The organism is Arthrobacter nitrophenolicus, assembly GCF_045833485.1.
GTDB lineage: Bacteria > Actinomycetota > Actinomycetes > Actinomycetales > Micrococcaceae > Arthrobacter > Arthrobacter nitrophenolicus.
This window is the reverse complement of the sequence record NZ_CP174504.1, coordinates 3,915,924-3,936,224: the sequence shown is the minus strand read 5'-3', so window position 1 is coordinate 3,936,224 and position 20,301 is coordinate 3,915,924. Positions and strand designations below refer to the sequence as shown.

Below are 20,301 nucleotides of genomic sequence, written 5' to 3'. Positions count from 1 at the left end.
GCGTGCAGGAGAACACAGGCGCAGGGTATCCAGGGGATGCCGGCGTTACCGACGACTTTGACCTCGCCGGTGTCCCGGACGCCTTCCAGCGCCTGTGGACTCCGCACCGCATGGCCTACATCAAGGGCGGCCAGCACCAGTTCAAGAACGAAAACGACTGCCCGTTCTGCCTGGGGCCGGGACGCACCGACGAGGACGCCCTCATCGTCCACCGCGGCAGGACCTGCTACGTGGTCTTGAACCTTTTCCCCTACAATCCCGGGCACCTGCTGGTGTGCCCCTACCGCCACATTCCGGATTACACAGACCTGACGCTGGAGGAAACCGCTGAGTTTGCCGACCTGACGCAGACCGCCATGCGGGTGCTGCGGAAGGTGGCGAACCCCGGCGGGTTCAACCTGGGCATGAACCAGGGCGTGGTGGGCGGCGCAGGCATCGCCGCCCACCTGCACCAGCACGTGGTTCCACGCTGGGGCGGGGACGGGAACTTCTTCCCGATCATCGCCCAGACCAAGGCCATCACGCAGACCCTCGACGAGGTCCGCCAGCAGGTGGCCGACGCCTGGCCCGGGGAGACGGATGCTGAATAGGCACGCGCGCGGATTCTTTACCGCGCTCTTCACCCCCCTGGCCCGCTGGCTCCTCCGGATGGGCGTCTCGCCTGACGCCGTCACCGTCATCGGAACCGCCGGCGTCGTGGTTGGCGCCTTGGTGTTCTTTCCGCTGGGGCAGCTGTTCTGGGGAACGCTCTTCATCACGGCCTTCATCTTCTCCGACGTCCTGGACGGCATCATGGCCAGGATGCAGGATGTGAAAAGCCGGTGGGGAAACTTCCTCGACTCCACCCTGGACCGCATCGCCGACGGCGCGCTTTTTGCCGGCCTGGCCATCTGGTTCTTCACCGGCGGGGCGGATACCCCCATAGCAGTTGCTGCGATGCTTTGCCTGGTGCTGGGCATGGTGGTGTCCTATGCCAGGGCCAAAGCGGAGTCCCTGGGGTTCACCGCGAACGTGGGAATCGCCGAGCGTGCCGAACGCCTGGTTTCCGTGCTGGTGGTCACCGGCCTGACCGGCCTGGGCCTGCCCCCGGTGGTGCTCCTGGCCACCCTCGTGCTGCTCGCCCTGGCCAGCTTCATCACCGTTGTGCAGCGCGTGCTGTCCGTCCGCCGGCAGGCACAGGCGGAGCCGTCGCCTGCTGATTAAGTACAATTAAGCCGCCCGGCCCCGGTGGGACTAGTATTAGGACTGCCCGGTCAATGGATCCGGCACTATCCGTGTGTGCACAGTCCGGCACTTGCCGCCTGCACGCCCGGCGAAGGTCATCTATCTACCCATAGGGGTTTTTGTGTCTACACCTGATGTAAGCAGCGAGGCCAGTTCCTCCGCGAACAGCGTCACGGGCAGCAGCCGCGTGAAGCGCGGCATGGCCGAGATGCTCAAGGGCGGCGTCATCATGGACGTCGTCAACGTCGAACAGGCCCGCATCGCCGAAGACGCCGGTGCCGTTGCTGTCATGGCGCTTGAACGCGTCCCGGCCGACATCCGCGCCCAGGGCGGCGTGTCCCGCATGTCCGATCCCGACATGATCGACCAGATCATCGACGCCGTGTCCATCCCGGTCATGGCCAAGGCCCGGATCGGCCACTTCGTCGAAGCCCAGGTCCTGCAGTCCCTCGGCGTCGACTACATCGACGAGTCCGAGGTCCTCACCCCGGCCGACTACACCAACCACATCGACAAGTGGAACTTCACCGTTCCCTTCGTCTGCGGTGCCACCAACCTCGGTGAGGCGCTGCGCCGCATCAACGAGGGCGCGGCGATGATCCGCTCCAAGGGCGAAGCCGGCACCGGCGACGTCTCCAACGCCACCACCCACATGCGCCAGATCCGCGCCGAGCTGCTCAAGCTCGCCGCCCTGCCCGAGGACGAGCTCTACGTCGCGGCCAAGGAACTGCAGGCACCCTACGAACTGGTCAAGGAAGTCGCCTCCACCGGCAAGCTTCCCGTGGTCCTGTTCACCGCCGGCGGCATTGCCACCCCGGCTGACGCCGCCATGATGATGCAGCTCGGCGCCGACGGCGTATTCGTCGGATCCGGCATCTTCAAGTCCGGCAACCCCGCCCAGCGCGCCGCCGCCGTCGTGAAGGCCACCACCTTCTTCGACGACCCGGACGTCATCGCCAAGGCCTCCCGCGGCCTGGGCGAAGCCATGGTGGGCATCAACGTCGACGAGATCCCCCAGCCCCACCGTTTGGCTGAACGCGGCTGGTAGTCCTCTGCCTTACGGCAGGCCCTGATCCTCTGCACGCTATTCCCCACGTCCCGCTAAGGCCGCTTCGCGGCGAGCGGGGACGCGGGGCCCCTTTTACGCGTGCTGCCGGACCAGTCCCTGCCTCCCAGTAGTAACGACGCCGGTTCCTCACCCTCTATGGTGGGGGACCGGCGTCGTACTTCTTTAAGCGGGGGACAGGTGACCACTTACTCCAGGCCGCGGCGTTTCAGGAGGGGCTCGAGCCTTGCCTCGCGGCCGCGCAGGGTCCGGAAGGAGTCCAGGGGGTCGCGGCTGTTTCCGCGCGAGAGGAGCTCCCGGCGGAAGCGTTCACCGTTGGCCCGGGTGAGGCCGCCGTTTCCGGAGAACCAGTCCACGGTTTCAGCGTCCAGCACTTCACTCCAGATGTAGGAGTAGTAGCCGGCGGCGTACCCTGCCCCGGCAAAGATGTGCTGGAAGTAGCCCGTCCGGTACCGCGGCGGAATCAGCGGGTGGGCGATCCCCGCCGCTGCGAGGGCCTTCGCCTCGAACTCGAGCGCGTGGTCCGGGACGTCACCCGGCTCCAGTGTGTGCCAGGCGAGGTCCAGCAGGGCCGCAGCAAGGTATTCGGTGGTGGCAAAGCCTTCGCCCCAGAGCCGGGATTCTTCGAGGCGGTCCACGATGTCCTGCGGCAGCGGCTCCCCCGTGACATGGTGCCGGGCGTAGTTGGACAGTACTTCCGGCCACATGATCCACATCTCGTTGGCCTGCGAGGGATACTCCACGAAGTCACGGGGCACGGACGTCCCCGAGAACCGGGGATACGTGACGCTGGACAGGAGCCCGTGCAGGGCGTGGCCGAATTCGTGGAACGCCGTGCGGAGCTCGTCCAGGGTCAGCAGCGTGGCTTCGCCCGCCGGCGGCTTGGAGATGTTCAGGTTGTTGATCACCACGGGGCGGGTTCCCAGCAGCGCTGACTGGTCCACGAGGGAATTCATCCACGCCCCGCCGCGCTTGGACTCCCGGCTGTAGTAGTCGCCCAGGAACAGTCCCAGGCCGCTGCCGTCCTCGTTGCGGACCTCCCAGATCCGGACGTCGGGGTGGTAGCCGGCAAGGTCCGTCCGTTCGTGGAAGGTGATGCCGTACAAGGCGGTGGCGGCATGGAACACGCCATCGGCCAGCACGGTGTCAAGCTCGAAATACGGCCGGAGCGCCTGTTCGTCGACGTCGTACCTTTCCTTCCGGACCTTCGCGGAATAGTAGGCCCAGTCCCAGGCTTCCAGCGGATGGCCCGCGACGGCGGCCAGTGCCTTGGCCTCCGCATCGGCGTTCCGGACGGCGGCCGGTGCCAGCCGGCCAAGCATGGACTGGACGGCCCCGAAGTCCGGAGCGGTCTGCCGGTCCACCACCAGTTCGGCGTAGTTGGCGTATCCCAGGAGGGACGCCTTCTCGGCCCGCAGGCCGGCCATCCGGCGTGCCAGGTCCAGGACGTCCAGTTCGCCGCCACTGCTGCCGCGCGCCACCGACGCCTCGAACAGCCGGCGCCGAACGTTCCGGTCAGCCAGCGAGGCAAGGGCAGGCTGGTTTCCCGGCTGGACGAGGGTGAGCAGGTACTTGCCATCGTGCCCCGCTTCGCGGGCCGCCTCCGCAGCACTGGCCACATCATCGGCCGGCAGGCCCGCAAGCTCATCGGGACTGTCCAGCAGGAGGGCAGCTGACTTCATGCCTTCCTTGACCCGCTGGCCGAACTCCGTGCCGAGCCGGGCCAACTCGGCGTTGATGGCCCGGAGCCGCTCCTGCCCGGGACCGTCCAGCTGGATGCCTGACTGGCGGAACTCCTTCAGGTACTCCTCGAGGAGGCGCACAGACTCGGGATCGCGGCCCGACGCGTCAACGGCCGCAAATCTGTCGAACAGCGCGCGATTCAGGAACACCTCGTCCTGGTGCGCGGAAAACCGGGGCGAAAATTCGGTTTCCAGCTGCCGGATCCGCTCTGATGCGTCGGCTGACACCAGGGTGAAGAACGGCGCCGCGGCGCGCTCCAGCAACCGCCCGGACCGTTCCATCGCCACCACGGTGTTCTCGAAATCGGCAGGCTCAGGGTTATCCACGATTGCCTGGATCTCGGCCATGTGCTCGGCCAGTCCGGCGTGGATGGCTTCGGCGTAGTGCGAATCCTCGATCGATGTGAACGGAGGGAGTCCGTAGGGGAGGGGGCTGGGAGTCAGGAGGGGGTTCGTCATGGGGCAAACCTTTCACAGCAGGGCACGCTTCTCAATGTGGCAACAATGACCGATGCCGGCGGCAGCCATCCCTACAATGACGGGTATGGGGACCATAGCCGCCAGGGCGGCCGGGCGCTGGCGCGCCCATGCCGTGGCATTGTCGTTGGCCGGAGCGCTGGGCCTGACGGGTGCGCTGGCGGGCTGCGGCCTGCTTGCTGAACAGAACGGGACGCCGCCACAGACAGCCTCGCAGCCCGCCACTGCCCGGCCTGGTACGGCCCAACCAACCGGGGCCGGGACACCGTCCCCTGGCGCCACACCCACGCCTGTTCCCACTCCCGGGAAGGGGCCGGCGTGCCCGGTGCTCCGGTGCACCTCTGTCCTGGTCACCGGCGACATGCTGGTCCACACCCAGCTGTGGCAGCAGGCGCAGCAGGATGCCGCCGCCGCCGGAAGTCCCGGCCTCGATTTTGTGCCGCTGCTGGAGGGCCAGCGCCGCTATATCAGCAGGAGCGATCTTGCCATCTGCCACCAGGAGACGCCGGTGGCCGGGCCGGAGGGGCCCTTCTCCGCCTATCCCTCCTTCAATGTCCCGCCGCAGATCATTTCGGCGTCAAAGGCGGTGGGCTACCAGGCATGTACGACGGCGAGCAACCATACCATCGACCGTGGCACCGACGGGCTGCTGCGCACCCTCGACGCCCTGGATGCGGCGGGGCTCAAGCACACCGGCTCATACCGCACGGAAAACGAGTCCCACGGGATCCTCATCGTGCAGACTCCGGCCGCCAAAGTGGCTGTCATCCAGGCTACGTACGGACTCAACGGACTGATCCCCGAGTACCCGTGGCAGGTGGACATGCTGGACGCACCGGCCATGATTGCCAAGGCGGAGAAGGCCAGGGCACTGGGCGCGGACATCGTCCTGGCCGCCATGCACGCAGGCGACGAATACGCCAGCGCACCGAATGCCCAGCAGCAGGAGATTGCCCACGCCCTGGCTGACAGCGGCCAGTTCAACCTGGTGTACGGGCACCACACGCACTCGGTCCTGCCGATCGAAAACTACAACGGAACCTGGATCGTCTACGGGCTGGGCAACGGGGTCACGGAACTCTCGCCCTGGTATGTCGTGAACAACGAGGGCCTGCTGGTCCGGGCACAGTTTGGGCAGGACGGTTCCGGTAAGTGGAGCGTCACGGACCTAGCCTGGGCGCCGTCGGTCATTGTCCGTGATCCCTACCGCTGGTGTTCGGTCGCTTCGGACGCGCCGCAGGGTCCCTGCGCCGGGCAGGAGGCTGACGCCGCCACCCGGCAGCGGACGCAGGCAGTGGTGGAGTCGATGGGGGCGGCGGCTGCCGGAGCCCACGAACTGCTCATCAGCCGCGAGCCGTAAGCCTTGTCAGCGGGGACGCCGGGCTGCGTGTTCCCTTGCCAGCACGGCATACCTGTCGTCCGGGTGGCCCGGCTCGAAGGTTCCGTACCTGCGCTCCGCCGCCGTACGGATCAGGAAATCCGCGATGGCCGGGTTTTTCGGCAGCAGCGAACCGTGCAGGTAGCTGGCAACGATGTTCCGGTAGCGGGCACCTTCATGTCCGTCGCTGCTGTTGTTGCCCGTCCCCTTGGCGGTGGTGCCCAGGGGGCGGACACCCTCTCCCAGGGTGGTCTGGCCGCTGTGGTTTTCGTACCCGAGGACTTCGCCGAACTCGGGCGTGGAGACCTTGACGTTGCCAATCAGCCGCTCATCGGTGCCGTGGGTCTCGACGTCCAGGACGCCGATGCCGGGGATGACGGCGCCGGTGCGGGTCTTGAAGAACCGCCCGAAGAGCTGGTAAAGGCCGCAGATCAGCAGCATGGGCGCGCCGTCCTCCGCCAGGCCCTTCAGCTCCGCGGCCCGTGCCTGGAGGTCGTCCTGGATGACGAGCTGCCCGCTGTCCTGGCCGCCGCCGCCCACAATGATGTCCACGTCCGCCGGGAACGGGTCGCCCACGTTGTACTCAAGCAGTTCGGGCGTGTAGCCGTGCCAGCTGATCCTGCGCTGCAGGACCAGGGCGTTGCCCCAGTCGCCGTAGATGTTCATGTCCCGCGGGTAGAGCTGGACAACGCGGAGCGCGCCCTTGCTTCGGCCTCCAGCCGCTTCTGCGGAGGGTGTTTCCAGACTCACGAGACAACCTCCACGGTGGTGATCTTGGACAGTTCGCGGCGGATCGCCAGCATGGCGGTGTACGTGCAGAAGATCCGCTTGGGCTTGCCCGAAGCTTCCCGGATGAAGGCGGCCAGCGCCGGCGCGATCTCGGGCTGGACTGATCCGAAGGGGACCTCGTCATACTGCAGCCGCAATGCCATGTCGTAGGCACGGGATCCGGTGAGCTGGTCCACGCCTTCCGCCCGCAGGGAATCGAACTCCACGTCCCACAGCCAGGACATGTCCCGGCCGTCGGCGTAGTTGTCATTGATGGCTATCATCGTGGCGTAGCCGCCCGCCGGGAACGACTTCAGGCCGAGCCGGAAACCGCTGGGGTTCTTGACCAGCACCAGGTCCAGGGGCTGGCCGTCCACGGTCAGGCTTTCGCCGCGGCCGAACGCCGGTGCCACCTGGGACAATGCCTCCAGCAGCGTTTCGTGGTTTGCGGTTGCGGCGCCTCCGCCGCAAATGCTCCTGGCGAGGGTCAGGGCGGCCGCTGCATTAAAGATGTTGTACACGCCGCGGAGCTTCATCGCCGTGGTGACAGTGCCGCCGTCGTACTCGAATTCGGCGGTGTCGGCACCCACATTGCGGAGTACGACGTCGGCCGCCGGCTTCTCCGGAAGGCCGGCCGGGGCGGGACTTCCGGGAGCGGCGCGCATGTCGTCGTCGTTGGGGAACGTACCCAGCAGCGACTCGTCCAGCCCGAAGTACTTCACGTCCTGCCCGGTAAGGGTGTCGGCGATCCTTGCGACCCTTGGGTCCTCGCGGTTCAGGACCACCGTGCCGGTGGTCTTGGCTGCGATCTGCTGGAGCAGCTGGGCTGTCTTGTCGATTTCACCAAACCGGTCCAGCTGGTCCCGCAGGACATTCAGGAGCAGGCAGTAGCGGGGCGGGACGCTGTTGACGAAGTGGACGGCATGGGCTTCATCGAGTTCCAGGACGGCGATATCGGCATCGAGCCTGCCGCGCCAGTCCACCTCCCCCAGCAGGGCGGCTGCGACGCCGCGGGTGAAATTGCTGCCGGTGCGGTTGGTGAAAACCTTGAGCCCCTGGCTCTCCAGCAGTTCCACCACCATCTTGGTGGTGGTGGTCTTTCCGTTGGTGCCGCTTACCACCGCAACGCCATGGGGGAGGGTGCTGAGCGTCCGCCGCATGAAGCCGGGATCGATTTTTTCGACCACCAGGCCCGGCAGGGCGGAGCCGCCGCCCCGGAGCCGGGTGGCCCGGCGGACCAGCTTGCCGAGCGGAACACTAAGGGAAAACATGTTTCGAATATATCCCAGCAACGGCATGCAACCGCCGCGTGGTGTTCCCCGCGGAGCGGGCGGCAGGGCCCGGGCCCGTATGCTGGATGGATGACAAATTCCCTTTCCGCCGATTCCGCGCGCGTTGGTGCAGGCCTGCGGATCGGCGTCCTGGCGCTCCAGGGTGACTTCCGCGAGCACCTTCGCGCCGTCGAGGCCACCGGTGCCGAAGCCGTAGGCATCCGCCGGCCCAAGGAACTGGACGGCCTGGACGGGCTCATCATTCCCGGCGGCGAGTCAACGGCAATCGACAAGCTCGCGCGGGCCTTCGACCTGGCCGAACCGCTGCGGGAGCGCATTGCCGAAGGACTGCCGGTCTACGGCTCCTGCGCCGGCATGATCCTGCTGGCCTCGGACATCGCCGACCCCGCCACCGACCTCTCCGGCGCCCCGCAACAGACCTTCGGCGGCCTGGACATGACGGTCCGCCGCAACGCCTTCGGCCGGCAGCGGGACTCGTTCGAAACGGACCTGGACTTCAAGGGCCTGGACTTCAGCGCCACGGATGCGGGCGTTCCGCCCGTCCACGCCGTGTTCATCCGGGGCCCCTGGGTGGAGCGGGTGGGCCCGGACGTTGAAGTGCTGGCGCAGGTGGAACCCGCGGAGCCGGAGCATGCGTCCCACGCTGTCCCCCTGCCCGGGACGGCTAGAATTGTTGCAGTGCGTTCGGGCCAGCTGCTGGCCACCTCCTTCCACCCGGAAGTGACTGGGGAAAAACGCGTACACGAACTCTTTATCCGGATGATCAGAGGAGAAGCGTAAAGCATGTCAGGCCACTCCAAATGGGCGACGACCAAGCACAAGAAGGCGATCATTGACAGCCGCCGCGCAAAGTCGTTCGCCAAGCTGATCAAGAACATCGAAGTCGCAGCCCGCATGGGCGGGCCGGACCTCGCCGGCAACCCCGGCCTGGAACTGGCAGTCACCAAGGCGAAGAAGACCTCGGTCCCCAACGACAACATCGACCGCGCCATCAAGCGCGGTGCAGGCCTCACCGGTGAAGTGGTGGACTACACCGAGATCATGTACGAGGCCCGCGGACCCCAGGGCTCGGCGCTGCTGATCGAGTGCCTCACGGACAACAAGAACCGTGCCGCCTCCGAGGTGCGCCTGGCCATCTCCCGCAACGGCGGCACCATCGCCGATCCCGGCTCCGTCAGCTACCTCTTCACCCGGAAGGGCGTGGTGACGCTGCCCAAGAACGGCCTCTCCGAGGACGACGTCCTGATGGCGGTGCTCGATGCCGGCGCCGAGGAAGTCAAGGACAACGGCGACAGCTTCGAAATCCACTCGGAGCCCGGCGACCTGCCCGCCATCCGCGAGGCGCTGAAGGAAGCCGGCATCGAATACGACACCGACGAAGTCGAGTTCGTGCCCTCCATGCAGGTGGACCTGGACCTCGACGGTGCCCGCAAGTTCCTGAAGCTCTCCGACGCGCTCGAGGACCTCGACGACGTCCAGAACGTCTACACCAACGCCGACCTCAGCGACGACGTCCAGGCCGCCCTGGAATCAGAGTGACGTCCGGCCTTGCCTGCTGAACAGGGCCCTGCCGCCCGCGTCCGGCACGCGTGACCCTGCGCGTGCTGGGGGTGGACCCCGGCCTCACCCGCTGCGGGATCGGCGTCGTGGACGTCGAGCGGAACCGGCGGGCCACCATGGTGGCCGTCGGCGTGGTCGGGACCTCCCCGGAGGAGACCCTGGACCAGCGGCTGCTGGTGATCGCCACGGCTATCGACGAATGGCTTGACCGCTACGAGCCCCAGGTCCTCGCCGTCGAACGTGTCTTCTCGCAACTGAATGTCAGTACCGTGATGGGCGTGGCGCAGGCGTCCGGGGTGGTGATCGCGGCGGCAGCCCGCCGGGGCATCCCGGTGGCCCTGCACACGCCGTCGGAAGTCAAAGCCGCGGTGACGGGCAGCGGCTCGTCCAACAAGGATGCCGTGACCAAGCTGGTTACCAAGATCCTTCGCCTTGACGCGCCGCCACGACCCGCCGACGCTGCCGACGCCCTGGCTCTCGCCATTACCCACGCCTGGCGGGCCGGAAGCGGAGCGGCGTCCGCCACCACCGGTCCCGGCAGCTCCTCGCTGACACCCGCCCAGCAGGCCTGGGCAGCGGCCGAGGCAAAGGCGCGGCGTGCCCGCTGAATGTCCTGGCCCCTTGCTAGGGTATTCGTAGATATGTTCGGATAGCCGGTCCCTGCAGGGGAGCCGGCCTACACCAGGAGCCCCGGCCTTGATCAGTTTCCTCCGCGGAACCGTAGCGCACGTAGGCCTGTCCACGGCCGTCATCGACCTCAACGGCGCCGGCATGAGCGTGTTCGCCACCCCGCAGACCCTCAGCGGACTGCGCACGGGGGAGGAAGGGAAGCTGTTCACGTCCCTGATTGTCCGGGAAGACTCCCTGACCCTCTTCGGATTCGCCACCGATGACGAACGGGAAGTGTTCGACGTGCTCCTCAGCGTCAGCGGCGTCGGGCCACGGCTGGCCCTTGCCGTCCTGGCGGTCCACGATCCCGAGGCCATCCGGGTTGCCGCGCACACCGGCGACAGCAAGACCTTCACCAAGGTCCCCGGCATCGGACCCAAGGTGGCGGGCCGGATCGTCCTGGAGCTGGCCGGGAAACTCGTTCCGCACGGCACCGCCGGTTCCGCAGCCGCCCCCACTGCCGCCGAGGCAGCATGGAAGCCCCAGGTGGTGGCGGCGATGACCAGCCTCGGCTGGTCTGAAAAGGACGCCTCATCCAGCATCGACAAAGCCCTGGCGGATGAGCCGGAAGTATCCTTCCGCGGCAACGTCCCCGAAATCCTCCGGACCACGCTGCGCTGGCTGGGCCAGGACGGCGCCCGGGCGGGCAACCGCGTAGGCAGCCGTGGCTGAACCGTCACTGGTGGCGGCAGGGGAGGAGCCGGAAGAGCGTGCCATCGAAGCCGCCCTCCGGCCCAAGAACCTGGACGACTTCGTGGGCCAGCACCGGGTGCGCAAGCAGCTGTCCCTGGTGCTGAAAGCCTCCCGGATGCGCGGCCGCAGCGCGGACCATGTGCTCTTTTCCGGCCCGCCCGGCCTGGGCAAAACCACCCTCGCCATGATTGTCGCGTCCGAGATGAACGCCCCGCTGCGCATCAGCAGCGGCCCGGCCATCCAGCACGCAGGCGACCTCGCAGCCATCCTGTCCTCGCTGTCCGAAGGCGAGGTGCTCTTCCTCGACGAAATCCACCGCATGTCCCGTCCGGCCGAAGAAATGCTGTACATGGCCATGGAGGACTTCCGGGTGGACATCGTGGTGGGCAAGGGGGCCGGGGCCACGGCCATTCCGCTGGAACTTCCGCCCTTCACCCTGGTGGGTGCCACCACCCGGGCCGGCCTGCTTCCCGGACCACTGCGCGACCGGTTCGGCTTCACCGGGCACCTGGAGTTCTACTCCGTCCAGGAGCTGGAACTGGTCCTCCGCCGTTCAGCCGGACTGCTGGACCTCAAGGTGAACTCCGCCGGCTTCACGGAGATTGCCGGGCGTTCGCGCGGCACCCCCCGGATCGCCAACCGCCTGCTGCGGCGGGTCCGGGACTGGGCCCTGGTCCACGAAATCGAGCAGATTGACGCCCGTGCAGCCTCCGCCGCGCTGGACATGTACGAGGTGGACAAGAAGGGGCTGGATCGCCTGGACCGGTCAGTCCTCGAGGCCCTCATCACCAAGTTCGGCGGCGGGCCGGTAGGGCTGTCCACCCTGGCCATCGCCGTCGGCGAGGAAACCGAAACTGTCGAAACGGTGGCAGAGCCTTTCCTGGTCAGGGAGGGCCTGCTGGGCCGCACGCCCCGGGGCAGGATCGCCATGGCACCGGCGTGGACGCACCTGGGCTACGCCATCCCGTCCGGCGTGTTTGCCCAGGAGCAGCTGGAGCTCTTCGATCCCGACTCCGACGCCGCCGCAGCATCCGACGGCTGGGCCCCGGAAAGCCAATAACAGGCTCCCTTCAGTTTTTCCCCTTAGACTGGTATGACGCTCGGCACGTCCGGGCCCGTGTTTCGCCGGCGCCATTCAACTGGCCGCCTCGGTGGGAAAGGGATTCCGTCAGGCATTTGCCTGGCAGTCCGGCCACCGGCGGAACGGGGCGGACGTTGCCGGAAAAATCGGTTCGGCACTTTAAGGAACGGAATTCCCCTTGGATCCAATGTCAATTCTCCTGTTCGTCATGCTCGGAGTTTTCATCTTCATGATGTTCCGGCGCAATAAGAAGACGCAGCAGCAGCAGGCGGAGCTCCAGTCGAAGTTCGGCCCGGGCGTCGACGTGATGACCAGCTTCGGCCTTTTCGGCCGGATCGTCGCCGTTGACGAAGCCGAGAACAAAGTCACCCTTGAACTTTCCCCGGGCAACCTCGCCACGGTCCACCGGCAGGCTGTCACCAAGATCGTCGAACCCGTGGCCGTTGAGCCCATGACCGTTGAGCCGGAGCCCGCTGCGCCGGCCGTACCGGACGATGCCTCCTCCCTGACCGGCCGTGAGGGCGGCAGCACCGCCACCACGCCGGTGGAGACGCCCGACGAAACCCTCAAGCGCCTCAACGACGAGGGCAAGAAGGACAGTTAGTCCCGCTGAACGCATAACCCTCTACCGCTGCGGAATGCCGCCGGTGCTGGCCACAGCAGGCACCGGCGGTTCTTCCGTGATCAAGAGAAAGATCGACAATGGCACGAACTGGCCCCAAGAAACCAGGCCTCAGGGTCCTGGTCTGGCTCGGCGTAATCATCGCCGCGCTGACCGCTGTCCTGGCCGGCGGCACCCTCAGCGGGCAGGCAAGCTGGGCGCCCAAGCTCGCTCTGGACCTTGAAGGCGGAACCCAGATGATCCTGGCGCCGAAGGTCGAGGGCGGCTCGGACATCAACGAGGAACAGCTCAACCAGGCCGTGGCGATCATCCGCCAGCGCGTTGACGGCTCCGGTGTTGCCGAAGCCGAAATCAGTACCCAGTCCGGCCGGAATGTGGTGGTCAGCCTTCCGGGAACCCCCTCCAGCCAGACACGCGACCTCATCCAGGCCTCCGCGGACATGAACTTCCGTCCGGTCCTTCTCAACGGTGCCGGCGCACCTGTTCCCGAGGAATCACGGGCGCCCGAGGACCAGCTGCCCAAGCCCACCGCGGAGCCGGCCAACAGCAGCGACATCAACTGGATCACCCCGGAAATCTACCGGCAGTTCGAGTCCCTGGACTGTGACAACCCGGCCCAGGATGAACAGGAACGCTCGGATCCGGCCAAGCCGCTGGTCACCTGCGAGCCTGCCACGGACACCACCCCGGCCATCAAGTACATCCTGGGTCCGGTGGAGGTCAAGGGCAGCAACATCGTCACCTCGTCCTTCCAGCTGCAGCAGGGCGCCCAGGGCGCCGTCACCAACGACTGGGCCGTGAACATCCAGTTCGACGACGAGGGCACCGCCAAGTTCAAAGAGGTCACCGAGCGCCTCAACCAGTTCTATGTGGCCGCCGGCGGCGAATCAGGCACCGACCCCAAAGCCCAGTTCGCCATCGTCCTGGACGACCAGGTGATCTCGGCGCCCCGGTCGCTGGCCGTCATCACCGACGGACGCCCGCAGATCACCGGCGGCTTTACGGAGCAGACGGCCAAGACGCTGTCCGACCAGCTCCGTTTCGGCGCCCTGCCCATCAGCTTCGAAATCCAGAGCGAGCAGCAGATTTCCGCCACCCTCGGCGGCGAGCAGCTGCGAATGGGCCTCCTCGCCGGCCTGATCGGCCTGCTGCTGGTGGTGGTCTATTCGCTCTTCCAGTACCGGGCCCTGGGCTTCGTCACCATCGCCTCGCTGGTGGTCGCGGGTATCCTCACCTACCTGGCCATCGCCATCCTCGGCTGGACGGAAAACTACCGGCTCTCCCTCGCCGGCGTCGCGGGCATCATCGTGGCGATCGGCCAGACGGCCGACTCGTTCATCGTCTACTTCGAGCGCATCCGCGATGAACTCCGCGAGGGCCGCGGCCTGGTGTCCGCCGTCGAAAACGGCTGGAAGCGCGCCAAGCGCACGGTCCTGGCCTCCAAGGCCGTGAACCTCCTGGCCGCCCTGGTCCTGTACTTCGTGGCCGTCGGCAACGTCCGCGGCTTCGCCTTCACCCTGGGCCTCACCGCCATCGCGGACCTCATCGTGGTGTTCATGTTCACGCATCCCACGCTGCAGCTGCTGGCCCGCACCAGGTTCTTCGGCGAGGGCCACCCGCTGTCCGGGCTCGATCCCAAGCGGCTGGGCGCCGTGCCGCTGTACCGCGGTGCCGGACGCGTCCGCACCCCGGAGGACAGGCCGGCGGCGGTCCGCGCCAAGAACGCGGGCGCGGCTGCCGAAGCCGAACGCAGGATGACCATTGCCGAACGCCGCCTGGCGGAGAAGCAGGAGCAGCTTGCCGGTTCCTCCAAGACGGCAGCGAAGGAGAACAAGTAATGTCAGGCTTCGCCAACTTCGGCAACGAGCTCTACACCGGAAAGCGCTCCTACGATTTCGTGGGCTCCAAGAAAATCTGGTTCCTCATCGCCGCCGTGGCGGTGGCCCTGTCCATCGTCATCCCGGCGGTCAAGGGCGGCTTCAACCTGGGCATCGAATTCCGCGGCGGCTCCGAGTTCACGGTCTCCAACGTTCAAACGACGGACGCTGCCCTGGGCGAGAAAGCCGTCACGGACGTCGTCGCGGGCAGTGTTCCGCGCGTCGCCAACGTGGCCGGGACCACCATGCGGATCCAGACCGACAAGCTCACGGACGATGAGACCCTCCGCATCAAGGAGGGCCTGACCGCGGCCTACGGCGTCACGGAAAACGAGGTGACGTCAACCTTCGTAGGTCCCACGTGGGGCGCGGACGTCACCAAGCAGGCGCTGATCGGCCTGGTGATCTTTGTCCTGCTGGCGGCGGTCCTAATGGCGCTGTACTTCCGCACGTGGAAGATGTCGCTCTCGGCCATCGCGGGCATGGCGGTGACCATGTTCATCACCGCAGGCGTCTATGCGCTGAGCGATTTCGAGGTCACCCCGTCAGCCATCATCGGCTTCCTGACCGTCCTGAGCTACTCGCTGTACGACACCGTGGTGGTGTTCGACAAGATCCGTGAGAACACCGCGGAGATCGACGCCTCCACGCGGCGCACCTTTGCCGAGGAGGTCAACCTCGCCGTGAACCAGACCCTGGTCCGTTCCATCAACACCATGATGGTGGCCATCCTTCCCGTGGGCGCCATCCTGTTCATCGGTGCCGGACTGCTGGGCGCAGGTACGCTCCGTGACCTGTCACTGGCCTTGTTCGTGGGCATCCTCATCGGCACGGCCGCCACCATTTTCGTGGGGGCACCCATGTACGCCTGGCTGCGGCAGAACGAGCCGGACCTGGTCAGGCAGGCCAAGCGCGTGGAGCACCGCCGTGCCGGCGCGGCCGGCCGGACGGCCTCCACCGAACCGGCCCAGGCCTGACCGCCGCATCATCCCAGTCGAGGGCCTGAAGACGGCCCCGGGCCGGACAGCGCAACCATCGCGCTGTCCGGCCCGGCACATTTAAGGGCCGGTTATAAAACTGCAGGGCGTGGGGAATAGACTGAAGTAATTAAAGCGGTGGTGAGGAGTGCTTCATTGGAAGAACGTTCGGCGTCGGCGCCAACGGCACAGGGAGACAAGAATCCTGCCGGTGTGCAAACAGGGCTGGCGGCATCGGCGCGCCCTGGTTCCTTGGTGCCCGTCGACAACTCCGGGTCCCGTGCCACGTTTCCGGGGCGCCGCGAACGTACCCGCTCCCGGCTTGCCCGCCTGACCGGGCGCAGCACAGCCACGTACTCGCCCATCCTCGAGCCGCTGCTGAGGACAGTCCGGGCCAACAATCCGAAAGAGGATTTTGACCTCATCCAGCGCGCGTTCGACGTGGCGGAGCGGAGCCACCGGGGCCAGAAGCGCAAGAGCGGCGACCCGTACATCACCCACCCGGTGGCTGTGGCCACCATCCTGGCCGAGCTCGGCCTGAGCGGCACCACGTTGGCGGCAGCCCTCCTGCACGATACCGTGGAGGACACGCCGTACACCCTCGATGACCTGAAGCGGGATTTCGGCCCGGAAGTGGCGATGCTGGTCGACGGCGTCACCAAACTGGACAAGGTGAGCTTCGGCGAGGCTGCGCAGTCCGAAACCGTCCGCAAGATGGTCGTGGCCATGGCCAAGGACATCCGCGTGCTGATGATCAAACTGGCCGACCGGCTCCACAACGCCCGCACCTGGCGGTTCGTATCCGCAGAGTCCTCCGCCCGCAAGGCACGCGAAACGCTGGAGATCTTCGCCCCGCTGGCCCACCGCCTGGGCATGAACACCATCAAATGGGAGCTCGAGGACCTTTCCTTCGCGGCACTCTATCCCAAGGTGTACGAGGAAATCGTGAGGATGGTGGGGGACCGCACCCCTGAGCGCGAGAAGAGCCTCAGCGTCATCCGCGACCAGATCACCGAGGACCTGCGCACCGCACGGATCAAGGCCACCATCACGGGCCGGCCCAAGCACTACTACTCGATCTACCAGAAGATGATTGTCCGGGACAAGGACTTCGACGACATCAACGACCTCATGGGGGTCCGGGTCCTGGTGGACTCCGTCCGGGACTGCTATGCAGCCCTTGGCACCATGCATTCGCGCTGGAACCCGCTGCCGGGCCGGTTCAAGGACTACATCGCGATGCCCAAGTTCAACATGTACCAGTCGCTGCACACCACAGTGATCGGCCCGGGCGGCAAGCCCGTGGAAATCCAGATCAGGACCCACGAGATGCACCGCCGCGCGGAATACGGTGTGGCGGCGCACTGGAAGTACAAGGACCAGCCCAACCGCACCGCCGTCGGCCCCGGCAGCCCCCGCGACGGCGACATGGGGTGGCTGCGGTCCCTGGTGGACTGGCAGCAGGAGACGTCAGATCCCGGTGAGTTCCTCGATTCGCTCCGGTTCGAGATCAACGCCCGCGAAGTGTTCGTCTTCACCCCCAAGGGTGAGGTCATGGCACTGCCGGCAGGCTCCACTCCCGTCGATTTCGCGTACGCCGTGCACACCGAGGTGGGGCACCGGACAATTGGCGCCCGCGTCAACGGCAAGCTGGTGCCGCTCAACAGCGAGCTGAACCACGGCGACTGGGTGGAGATCTTCACCTCCAAGGCCGAGGGCGCCGGTCCCAGCCAGGACTGGCAGCACTTCGTCAAGAGTGCCCGGGCCCGGAACAAGATCCGGCAGTGGTTCAGCAAGGAGCGCCGCGAGGAAGCGATCGACCGCGGCAAGGAACTGCTGACCCGGGCAATGCGCAAGCAGAACCTTCCGCTGCAGCGCCTGATGACCCACGAGGCATTGGCGGCCGTGGCCGAAGAGTTCAAGTACGTGGACATCTCCGGGCTCTACGCCGGTGTCGGCGACGGCCACACCTCCGCGCAGGCGGTCATGGAGAAACTCGTCGAAAGCCTCGGGGGGAAGGAAAGCGCCGACGACGACATCACCGAAGTCAGCATCCCCACCCAGGTCACCAAGGCACGTTTCTCGGACTCGGGCGTCGTGGTCCGCGGCGTCGGCGACGTCTGGGTGAAGCTGGCGCGCTGCTGCACCCCCGTTCCGCCCGACCCCATCCTGGGCTTCGTCACGCGCGGATCCGGGGTATCCGTGCACCGCACGGACTGCACCAACATCTCCGACCTCAAGGACCAGCCGGACAGGATCGTGGACGTGGACTGGGCGCCCACCCAGTCCAGCGTGTTCCTCGTGGAGATCCAGGTGGAGGCCCTGGACCGCAAGTCGCTGCTGTCCGACGTGACCCGGGTGTTGTCGGAGAACCACGTGAACATCCTGGCCGCCAGCGTCCACACGTCCACGGACCGGGTGGCCATCTCAAAGTTCGCCTTCGAGATGGGCGACCCCAAGTACCTGAGCCACGTCCTGAGTGCCGTCCGCCGGATCGACGGCGTCTTCGACGTCTACCGCACCACCGGAAACAAGCGCAGGAGCTAGGGAAGCGAGCTTCTCCAGCGCAGCCCTCTTGTGCGGAACCCGCGGCGAGGCCTCTATCGCAAGGACCAGCAGCCGCAGCCGCACGTCCTGCTGGGGGCGTGCCAGCAGCGCCGCAAGCGCAGGAATGGCGCGCTCCGCCTCCACGTGCAGTGCCACGTCCAACGCCGTGCGGAGCGGGCTGGAGACCATCAGCCCGCCCAGGCTGACGACGTCGAAGGGGCCCAGCCTGACCTCATGCAGCGTGCAGCCGCGCGTGTTGCGCAGGCTTGAGACACGCCGTTTGGCATCCACCAACAACGCAAGCCGGTCCGGCTCCGCCGCGCACCCGTAGATCCAGGCCGCCGTCATCCGGCCTGCCACGACGCGCTGCCTGACCGCCTGGGGAACACCGCCCGCGGCGGCCCGCGCCCGCAGCTGGGGCGAGCCCTGCACTTCCGGCAGGGTGTAGCCGTTGTGGTGGAGCCGGGCGAGCAGGCCGTCCGCGGCGAGGGACTGCAGTTCCGGACCGGCGAAGGGCATCCCCGGCGCATACAGTTCGGGGAAGCGGGGCGCCTGGCTCCCCGCTGGGTGGTCAAGGCCTGGGGCAGCAGGGGAAGCCGGTGATGTCGCCATCCATCCATCCTGCCCCTTGGCGTTAACGGCCGCAGGCCCGGTTCCGGTTATGTGGATAACCGGGACCGGGCCTGCGCGTTGCGGGTGGCGCGGGGTCAGGAAAGCTCGCTGGCCGACCGCTGGATCTGGTCGAGCCAGGCCTGGCGCGCCTCGAGGGCTTCCCGGGCAGCCTTGATCTTGCGCTGGTCGCCGCTCTTCTCGGCTGCCGCCAGGTCCTCCTGCAGACCGGCGATGGCCGATTCAAGCTGGGACAGCGCGCTGTTGGTGCGTGCCTTCCGCTCCGGGTTGGACCGCTGCCACTGCTCTTCCTCGGCCTGGCGGACAGCGTCCTCCACCTTGCGAAGCCCGGCTTCGATACGGCCCATGTCCGCGCGCGGAACCTTGCCGGCTTCCTCCCAGCGGTCGCGGATGGACTGCAGGGCCTTCTTGGCGGCTCCGAGGTCCTTCACCGGGAGGATGCCGTTGGCTTCCTCCAGAAGGGCTTCCTTGACGGTGAGATTGGCGGCGTATTCCTGGTCGATCTCGTCGTTCGCGGCCTGCCGGTTGGTGAAGAAGACATCCTGGGCAGCACGGAACCGCGCCCACAGGGCGTCGTCGTCCTTGCGGCTGGCCCGCGGGGACGCCTTCCACTGGTCCATGAGGCGCCGGTATTCACCGGCGGCGAAGCCCCAGTCGGTGGACGTTGACAGTGCCTCGGCTTCGGCAATCAGCTTTTCCTTCGCAGCCTTGGCTGCGGAGTTGTTGCTGTCCAGCTGCGAGAAGTAGGCGCGGCGGTGCCGGTCGAAGACGGTGCGGGCTGCCCGGAACCTCTTCCACAGGGCGTCCTCGTTGCTGCGGCCCAGCCGGACACCGCTCTTCTGCGCGGCTTTCCAGCTCTCGAACAGTTCGTTCATCCGTGCGCTGGACGTCTTCCACTGCGTCTGGGCCGGGTCCTGGCCGGAAATCTGTTCCGCTTCGGCAACGATGGCCTCACGGGCGGCCAGTTCGGACGCACGGACGGCCTCGTGCTCGGCCTTCTCCGCCTTTTCGAGTTCGGTGATCTGCGTGGTGAGTGTGTCCAGCCGTGCCTCGGCCGCACGGAGGTCTCCCACCATGTTGCGCTCGGCGAGCTGCTCCCGCAGGTGGGTCACGGTCTTTTGCATGTCGGTGCTGGGGGCCTTCGAGCTGACGCGCTGTTCCAGCAGGACGATCTGGGCCACGACGTCGTCGTATTTCCGTGCGAAGTACGCCAGCGCCTCGTCATCGCTGACGCCCGGGTACTGGCCCACGGGGTGCTCGGCGCCGTCGATGGTGAGGAAGACATGTCCGTCGCCTTCCACCCGGCCCCACTTCGAAGCCTCGGCCAGGGATGTGGCGGGCGGAGCCTGGACGGGCGCCGCTGCGGGAGCGGCAGCCGCCGGCTTGGGGCGGGATGCGAAAGCCGCGGGCGACGGAGCAGAGGGGCGGGGCCCCGGGGCGGGTGCAGGGGCTGGAGCAGCTGAGGCAGCGGGAGCGGGCGGCGCATCCACCGCGGGAGCGGTGCCGGTTGCTTCGTCCTCAGCCACCGCTGCGGGCGCGCCGGCCGGTTCCTGGCCGTTCTCTGCCGCGGGGGCTTCCGTTTCCGGAGTGCCCACTGCCGGGGCTGCGCCGTCCGTGGTGGCCTGGGCCGTCCCGGTCAGTTCTGCTGCTGTTTCGTCGGATTTCTGACTGTCTGTCACCGCTAAAAGTCTTTCGCTT

General features: G+C 67.0%; 18 protein-coding genes. 13 read left to right on the top strand and 5 right to left on the bottom strand.

Annotated features, from left to right (window positions below; genetic code table 11):
- Nucleotides 1-2 precede the first annotated feature (2 nt).
- The 3 genes from ACJJV6_RS18160 (at nt 3) to pdxS (ending at nt 2,272) form a co-directional block, all read left to right on the top strand.
- Nucleotides 3-590 (top strand): HIT domain-containing protein, encoded by a 588-nt coding sequence (locus tag ACJJV6_RS18160; RefSeq protein WP_009357452.1) that lies wholly within the window; start codon nt 3-5, stop codon nt 588-590.
- Nucleotides 580-1,203 carry a phosphatidylinositol phosphate synthase gene (gene pgsA / locus ACJJV6_RS18155; protein ID WP_009357451.1) on the top strand — a complete coding sequence of 208 codons (624 nt, stop codon included), beginning with the start codon at nt 580-582 and terminating at the stop codon, nt 1,201-1,203. The genes ACJJV6_RS18160 and pgsA overlap by 11 nt, the downstream gene beginning before the upstream one ends.
- 142 nt (nt 1,204-1,345) lie before the next feature.
- Nucleotides 1,346-2,272, top strand: coding sequence for a pyridoxal 5'-phosphate synthase lyase subunit PdxS (pdxS, locus tag ACJJV6_RS18150; protein WP_354175997.1), 927 nt, complete (start codon nt 1,346-1,348; stop codon nt 2,270-2,272).
- Between the two features lie 206 nt (nt 2,273-2,478).
- Here pdxS and ACJJV6_RS18145 read toward each other — a convergent pair whose 3' ends face one another.
- Nucleotides 2,479-4,491, bottom strand: coding sequence for a M3 family metallopeptidase (locus ACJJV6_RS18145; RefSeq protein WP_009357450.1), 2,013 nt, complete (start codon nt 4,489-4,491; stop codon nt 2,479-2,481).
- 85 nt (nt 4,492-4,576) lie between these two features.
- Between ACJJV6_RS18145 and ACJJV6_RS18140 the strand changes: the two genes are divergently transcribed.
- A complete protein-coding gene (locus ACJJV6_RS18140; RefSeq protein WP_083875020.1) occupies nt 4,577-5,869 on the top strand; it encodes a CapA family protein in 1,293 nt (430 codons plus the stop codon).
- 6 nt (nt 5,870-5,875) lie between these two features.
- On the opposite strand, the gene ACJJV6_RS18135 is transcribed toward ACJJV6_RS18140, so the two are convergent.
- Both ACJJV6_RS18135 and ACJJV6_RS18130 read right to left on the bottom strand, forming a co-directional pair.
- On the bottom strand, nt 5,876-6,637 hold the full coding sequence (locus tag ACJJV6_RS18135) for a type 1 glutamine amidotransferase (RefSeq protein ID WP_009357448.1): 762 nt from the start codon (nt 6,635-6,637) through the stop codon (nt 5,876-5,878).
- On the bottom strand, nt 6,634-7,926 hold the full coding sequence (locus ACJJV6_RS18130; RefSeq protein ID WP_009357447.1) for a Mur ligase family protein: 1,293 nt from the start codon (nt 7,924-7,926) through the stop codon (nt 6,634-6,636). Before ACJJV6_RS18130 ends, ACJJV6_RS18135 begins: the two co-directional genes overlap by 4 nt.
- Nucleotides 7,927-8,016: 90 nt before the next feature.
- Here ACJJV6_RS18130 and pdxT point away from each other — a divergent pair, with 90 nt between their 5' ends.
- The 9 genes from pdxT (at nt 8,017) to ACJJV6_RS18085 (ending at nt 17,973) form a co-directional block, all read left to right on the top strand.
- Nucleotides 8,017-8,727: a pyridoxal 5'-phosphate synthase glutaminase subunit PdxT gene (gene pdxT, locus ACJJV6_RS18125; RefSeq protein WP_009357446.1), complete on the top strand. Its 711-nt coding sequence runs from the start codon at nt 8,017-8,019 to the stop codon at nt 8,725-8,727.
- A 3-nt stretch (nt 8,728-8,730) separates the two neighbouring features.
- On the top strand, nt 8,731-9,486 hold the full coding sequence (locus tag ACJJV6_RS18120) for a YebC/PmpR family DNA-binding transcriptional regulator (protein ID WP_009357445.1): 756 nt from the start codon (nt 8,731-8,733) through the stop codon (nt 9,484-9,486).
- 50 nt (nt 9,487-9,536) lie between these two features.
- Nucleotides 9,537-10,115, top strand: a complete 579-nt coding sequence (gene ruvC / locus ACJJV6_RS18115) for a crossover junction endodeoxyribonuclease RuvC (protein ID WP_009357444.1) — start codon at nt 9,537-9,539, stop codon at nt 10,113-10,115.
- 88 nt (nt 10,116-10,203) lie between these two features.
- Nucleotides 10,204-10,848 (top strand): Holliday junction branch migration protein RuvA, encoded by a 645-nt coding sequence (gene ruvA / locus ACJJV6_RS18110; RefSeq protein ID WP_009357443.1) that lies wholly within the window; start codon nt 10,204-10,206, stop codon nt 10,846-10,848.
- Nucleotides 10,841-11,929: a Holliday junction branch migration DNA helicase RuvB gene (ruvB, locus tag ACJJV6_RS18105; RefSeq protein ID WP_009357442.1), complete on the top strand. Its 1,089-nt coding sequence runs from the start codon at nt 10,841-10,843 to the stop codon at nt 11,927-11,929. Before ruvA ends, ruvB begins: the two co-directional genes overlap by 8 nt.
- Nucleotides 11,930-12,137: 208 nt before the next feature.
- On the top strand, nt 12,138-12,554 hold the full coding sequence (gene yajC / locus ACJJV6_RS18100) for a preprotein translocase subunit YajC (RefSeq protein ID WP_009357441.1): 417 nt from the start codon (nt 12,138-12,140) through the stop codon (nt 12,552-12,554).
- Nucleotides 12,555-12,652: 98 nt separating this feature from the next.
- On the top strand, nt 12,653-14,410 hold the full coding sequence (secD, locus tag ACJJV6_RS18095; RefSeq protein ID WP_354175993.1) for a protein translocase subunit SecD: 1,758 nt from the start codon (nt 12,653-12,655) through the stop codon (nt 14,408-14,410).
- Nucleotides 14,410-15,426 (top strand): protein translocase subunit SecF, encoded by a 1,017-nt coding sequence (secF, locus tag ACJJV6_RS18090; protein WP_009357438.1) that lies wholly within the window; start codon nt 14,410-14,412, stop codon nt 15,424-15,426. Before secD ends, secF begins: the two co-directional genes overlap by 1 nt.
- Nucleotides 15,427-15,582: 156 nt before the next feature.
- The gene (locus ACJJV6_RS18085) at nt 15,583-17,973 is read left to right on the top strand and encodes a bifunctional (p)ppGpp synthetase/guanosine-3',5'-bis(diphosphate) 3'-pyrophosphohydrolase (RefSeq protein ID WP_133347226.1); all 2,391 of its coding nucleotides are present in this window, start codon (nt 15,583-15,585) and stop codon (nt 17,971-17,973) included.
- Here ACJJV6_RS18085 and ACJJV6_RS18080 read toward each other — a convergent pair.
- Together ACJJV6_RS18080 and ACJJV6_RS18075 are read right to left on the bottom strand one after the other, a co-directional pair.
- A complete protein-coding gene (locus ACJJV6_RS18080) occupies nt 17,854-18,585 on the bottom strand; it encodes a type IV toxin-antitoxin system AbiEi family antitoxin (protein WP_152419546.1) in 732 nt (243 codons plus the stop codon). The two genes, ACJJV6_RS18085 and ACJJV6_RS18080, sit on opposite strands and share 120 nt — an antisense overlap.
- 95 nt (nt 18,586-18,680) lie before the next feature.
- A complete protein-coding gene (locus ACJJV6_RS18075) occupies nt 18,681-20,282 on the bottom strand; it encodes a DUF349 domain-containing protein (protein ID WP_407709493.1) in 1,602 nt (533 codons plus the stop codon).
- Nucleotides 20,283-20,301: the final 19 nt, after the last annotated feature.

What these genes read in the sequence shown, in the direction of transcription:
- pgsA (WP_009357451.1), top strand. Translation starts at nt 580, where the DNA reads ATGCTGAATAGGCACGCGCGCGGATTCTTTACCGCGCTCTTCACCCCC.
- ACJJV6_RS18145 (WP_009357450.1), bottom strand. Translation starts at nt 4,491, where the DNA reads ATGACGAACCCCCTCCTGACTCCCAGCCCCCTCCCCTACGGACTCCCT.
- ACJJV6_RS18140 (WP_083875020.1), top strand. Translation starts at nt 4,577, where the DNA reads ATGGGGACCATAGCCGCCAGGGCGGCCGGGCGCTGGCGCGCCCATGCC.
- ACJJV6_RS18130 (WP_009357447.1), bottom strand. Translation starts at nt 7,926, where the DNA reads ATGTTTTCCCTTAGTGTTCCGCTCGGCAAGCTGGTCCGCCGGGCCACC.
- pdxT (WP_009357446.1), top strand. Translation starts at nt 8,017, where the DNA reads ATGACAAATTCCCTTTCCGCCGATTCCGCGCGCGTTGGTGCAGGCCTG.
- ACJJV6_RS18120 (WP_009357445.1), top strand. Translation starts at nt 8,731, where the DNA reads ATGTCAGGCCACTCCAAATGGGCGACGACCAAGCACAAGAAGGCGATC.
- yajC (WP_009357441.1), top strand. Translation starts at nt 12,138, where the DNA reads ATGTCAATTCTCCTGTTCGTCATGCTCGGAGTTTTCATCTTCATGATG.
- secD (WP_354175993.1), top strand. Translation starts at nt 12,653, where the DNA reads ATGGCACGAACTGGCCCCAAGAAACCAGGCCTCAGGGTCCTGGTCTGG.
- secF (WP_009357438.1), top strand. Translation starts at nt 14,410, where the DNA reads ATGTCAGGCTTCGCCAACTTCGGCAACGAGCTCTACACCGGAAAGCGC.
- ACJJV6_RS18080 (WP_152419546.1), bottom strand. Translation starts at nt 18,585, where the DNA reads ATGGCGACATCACCGGCTTCCCCTGCTGCCCCAGGCCTTGACCACCCA.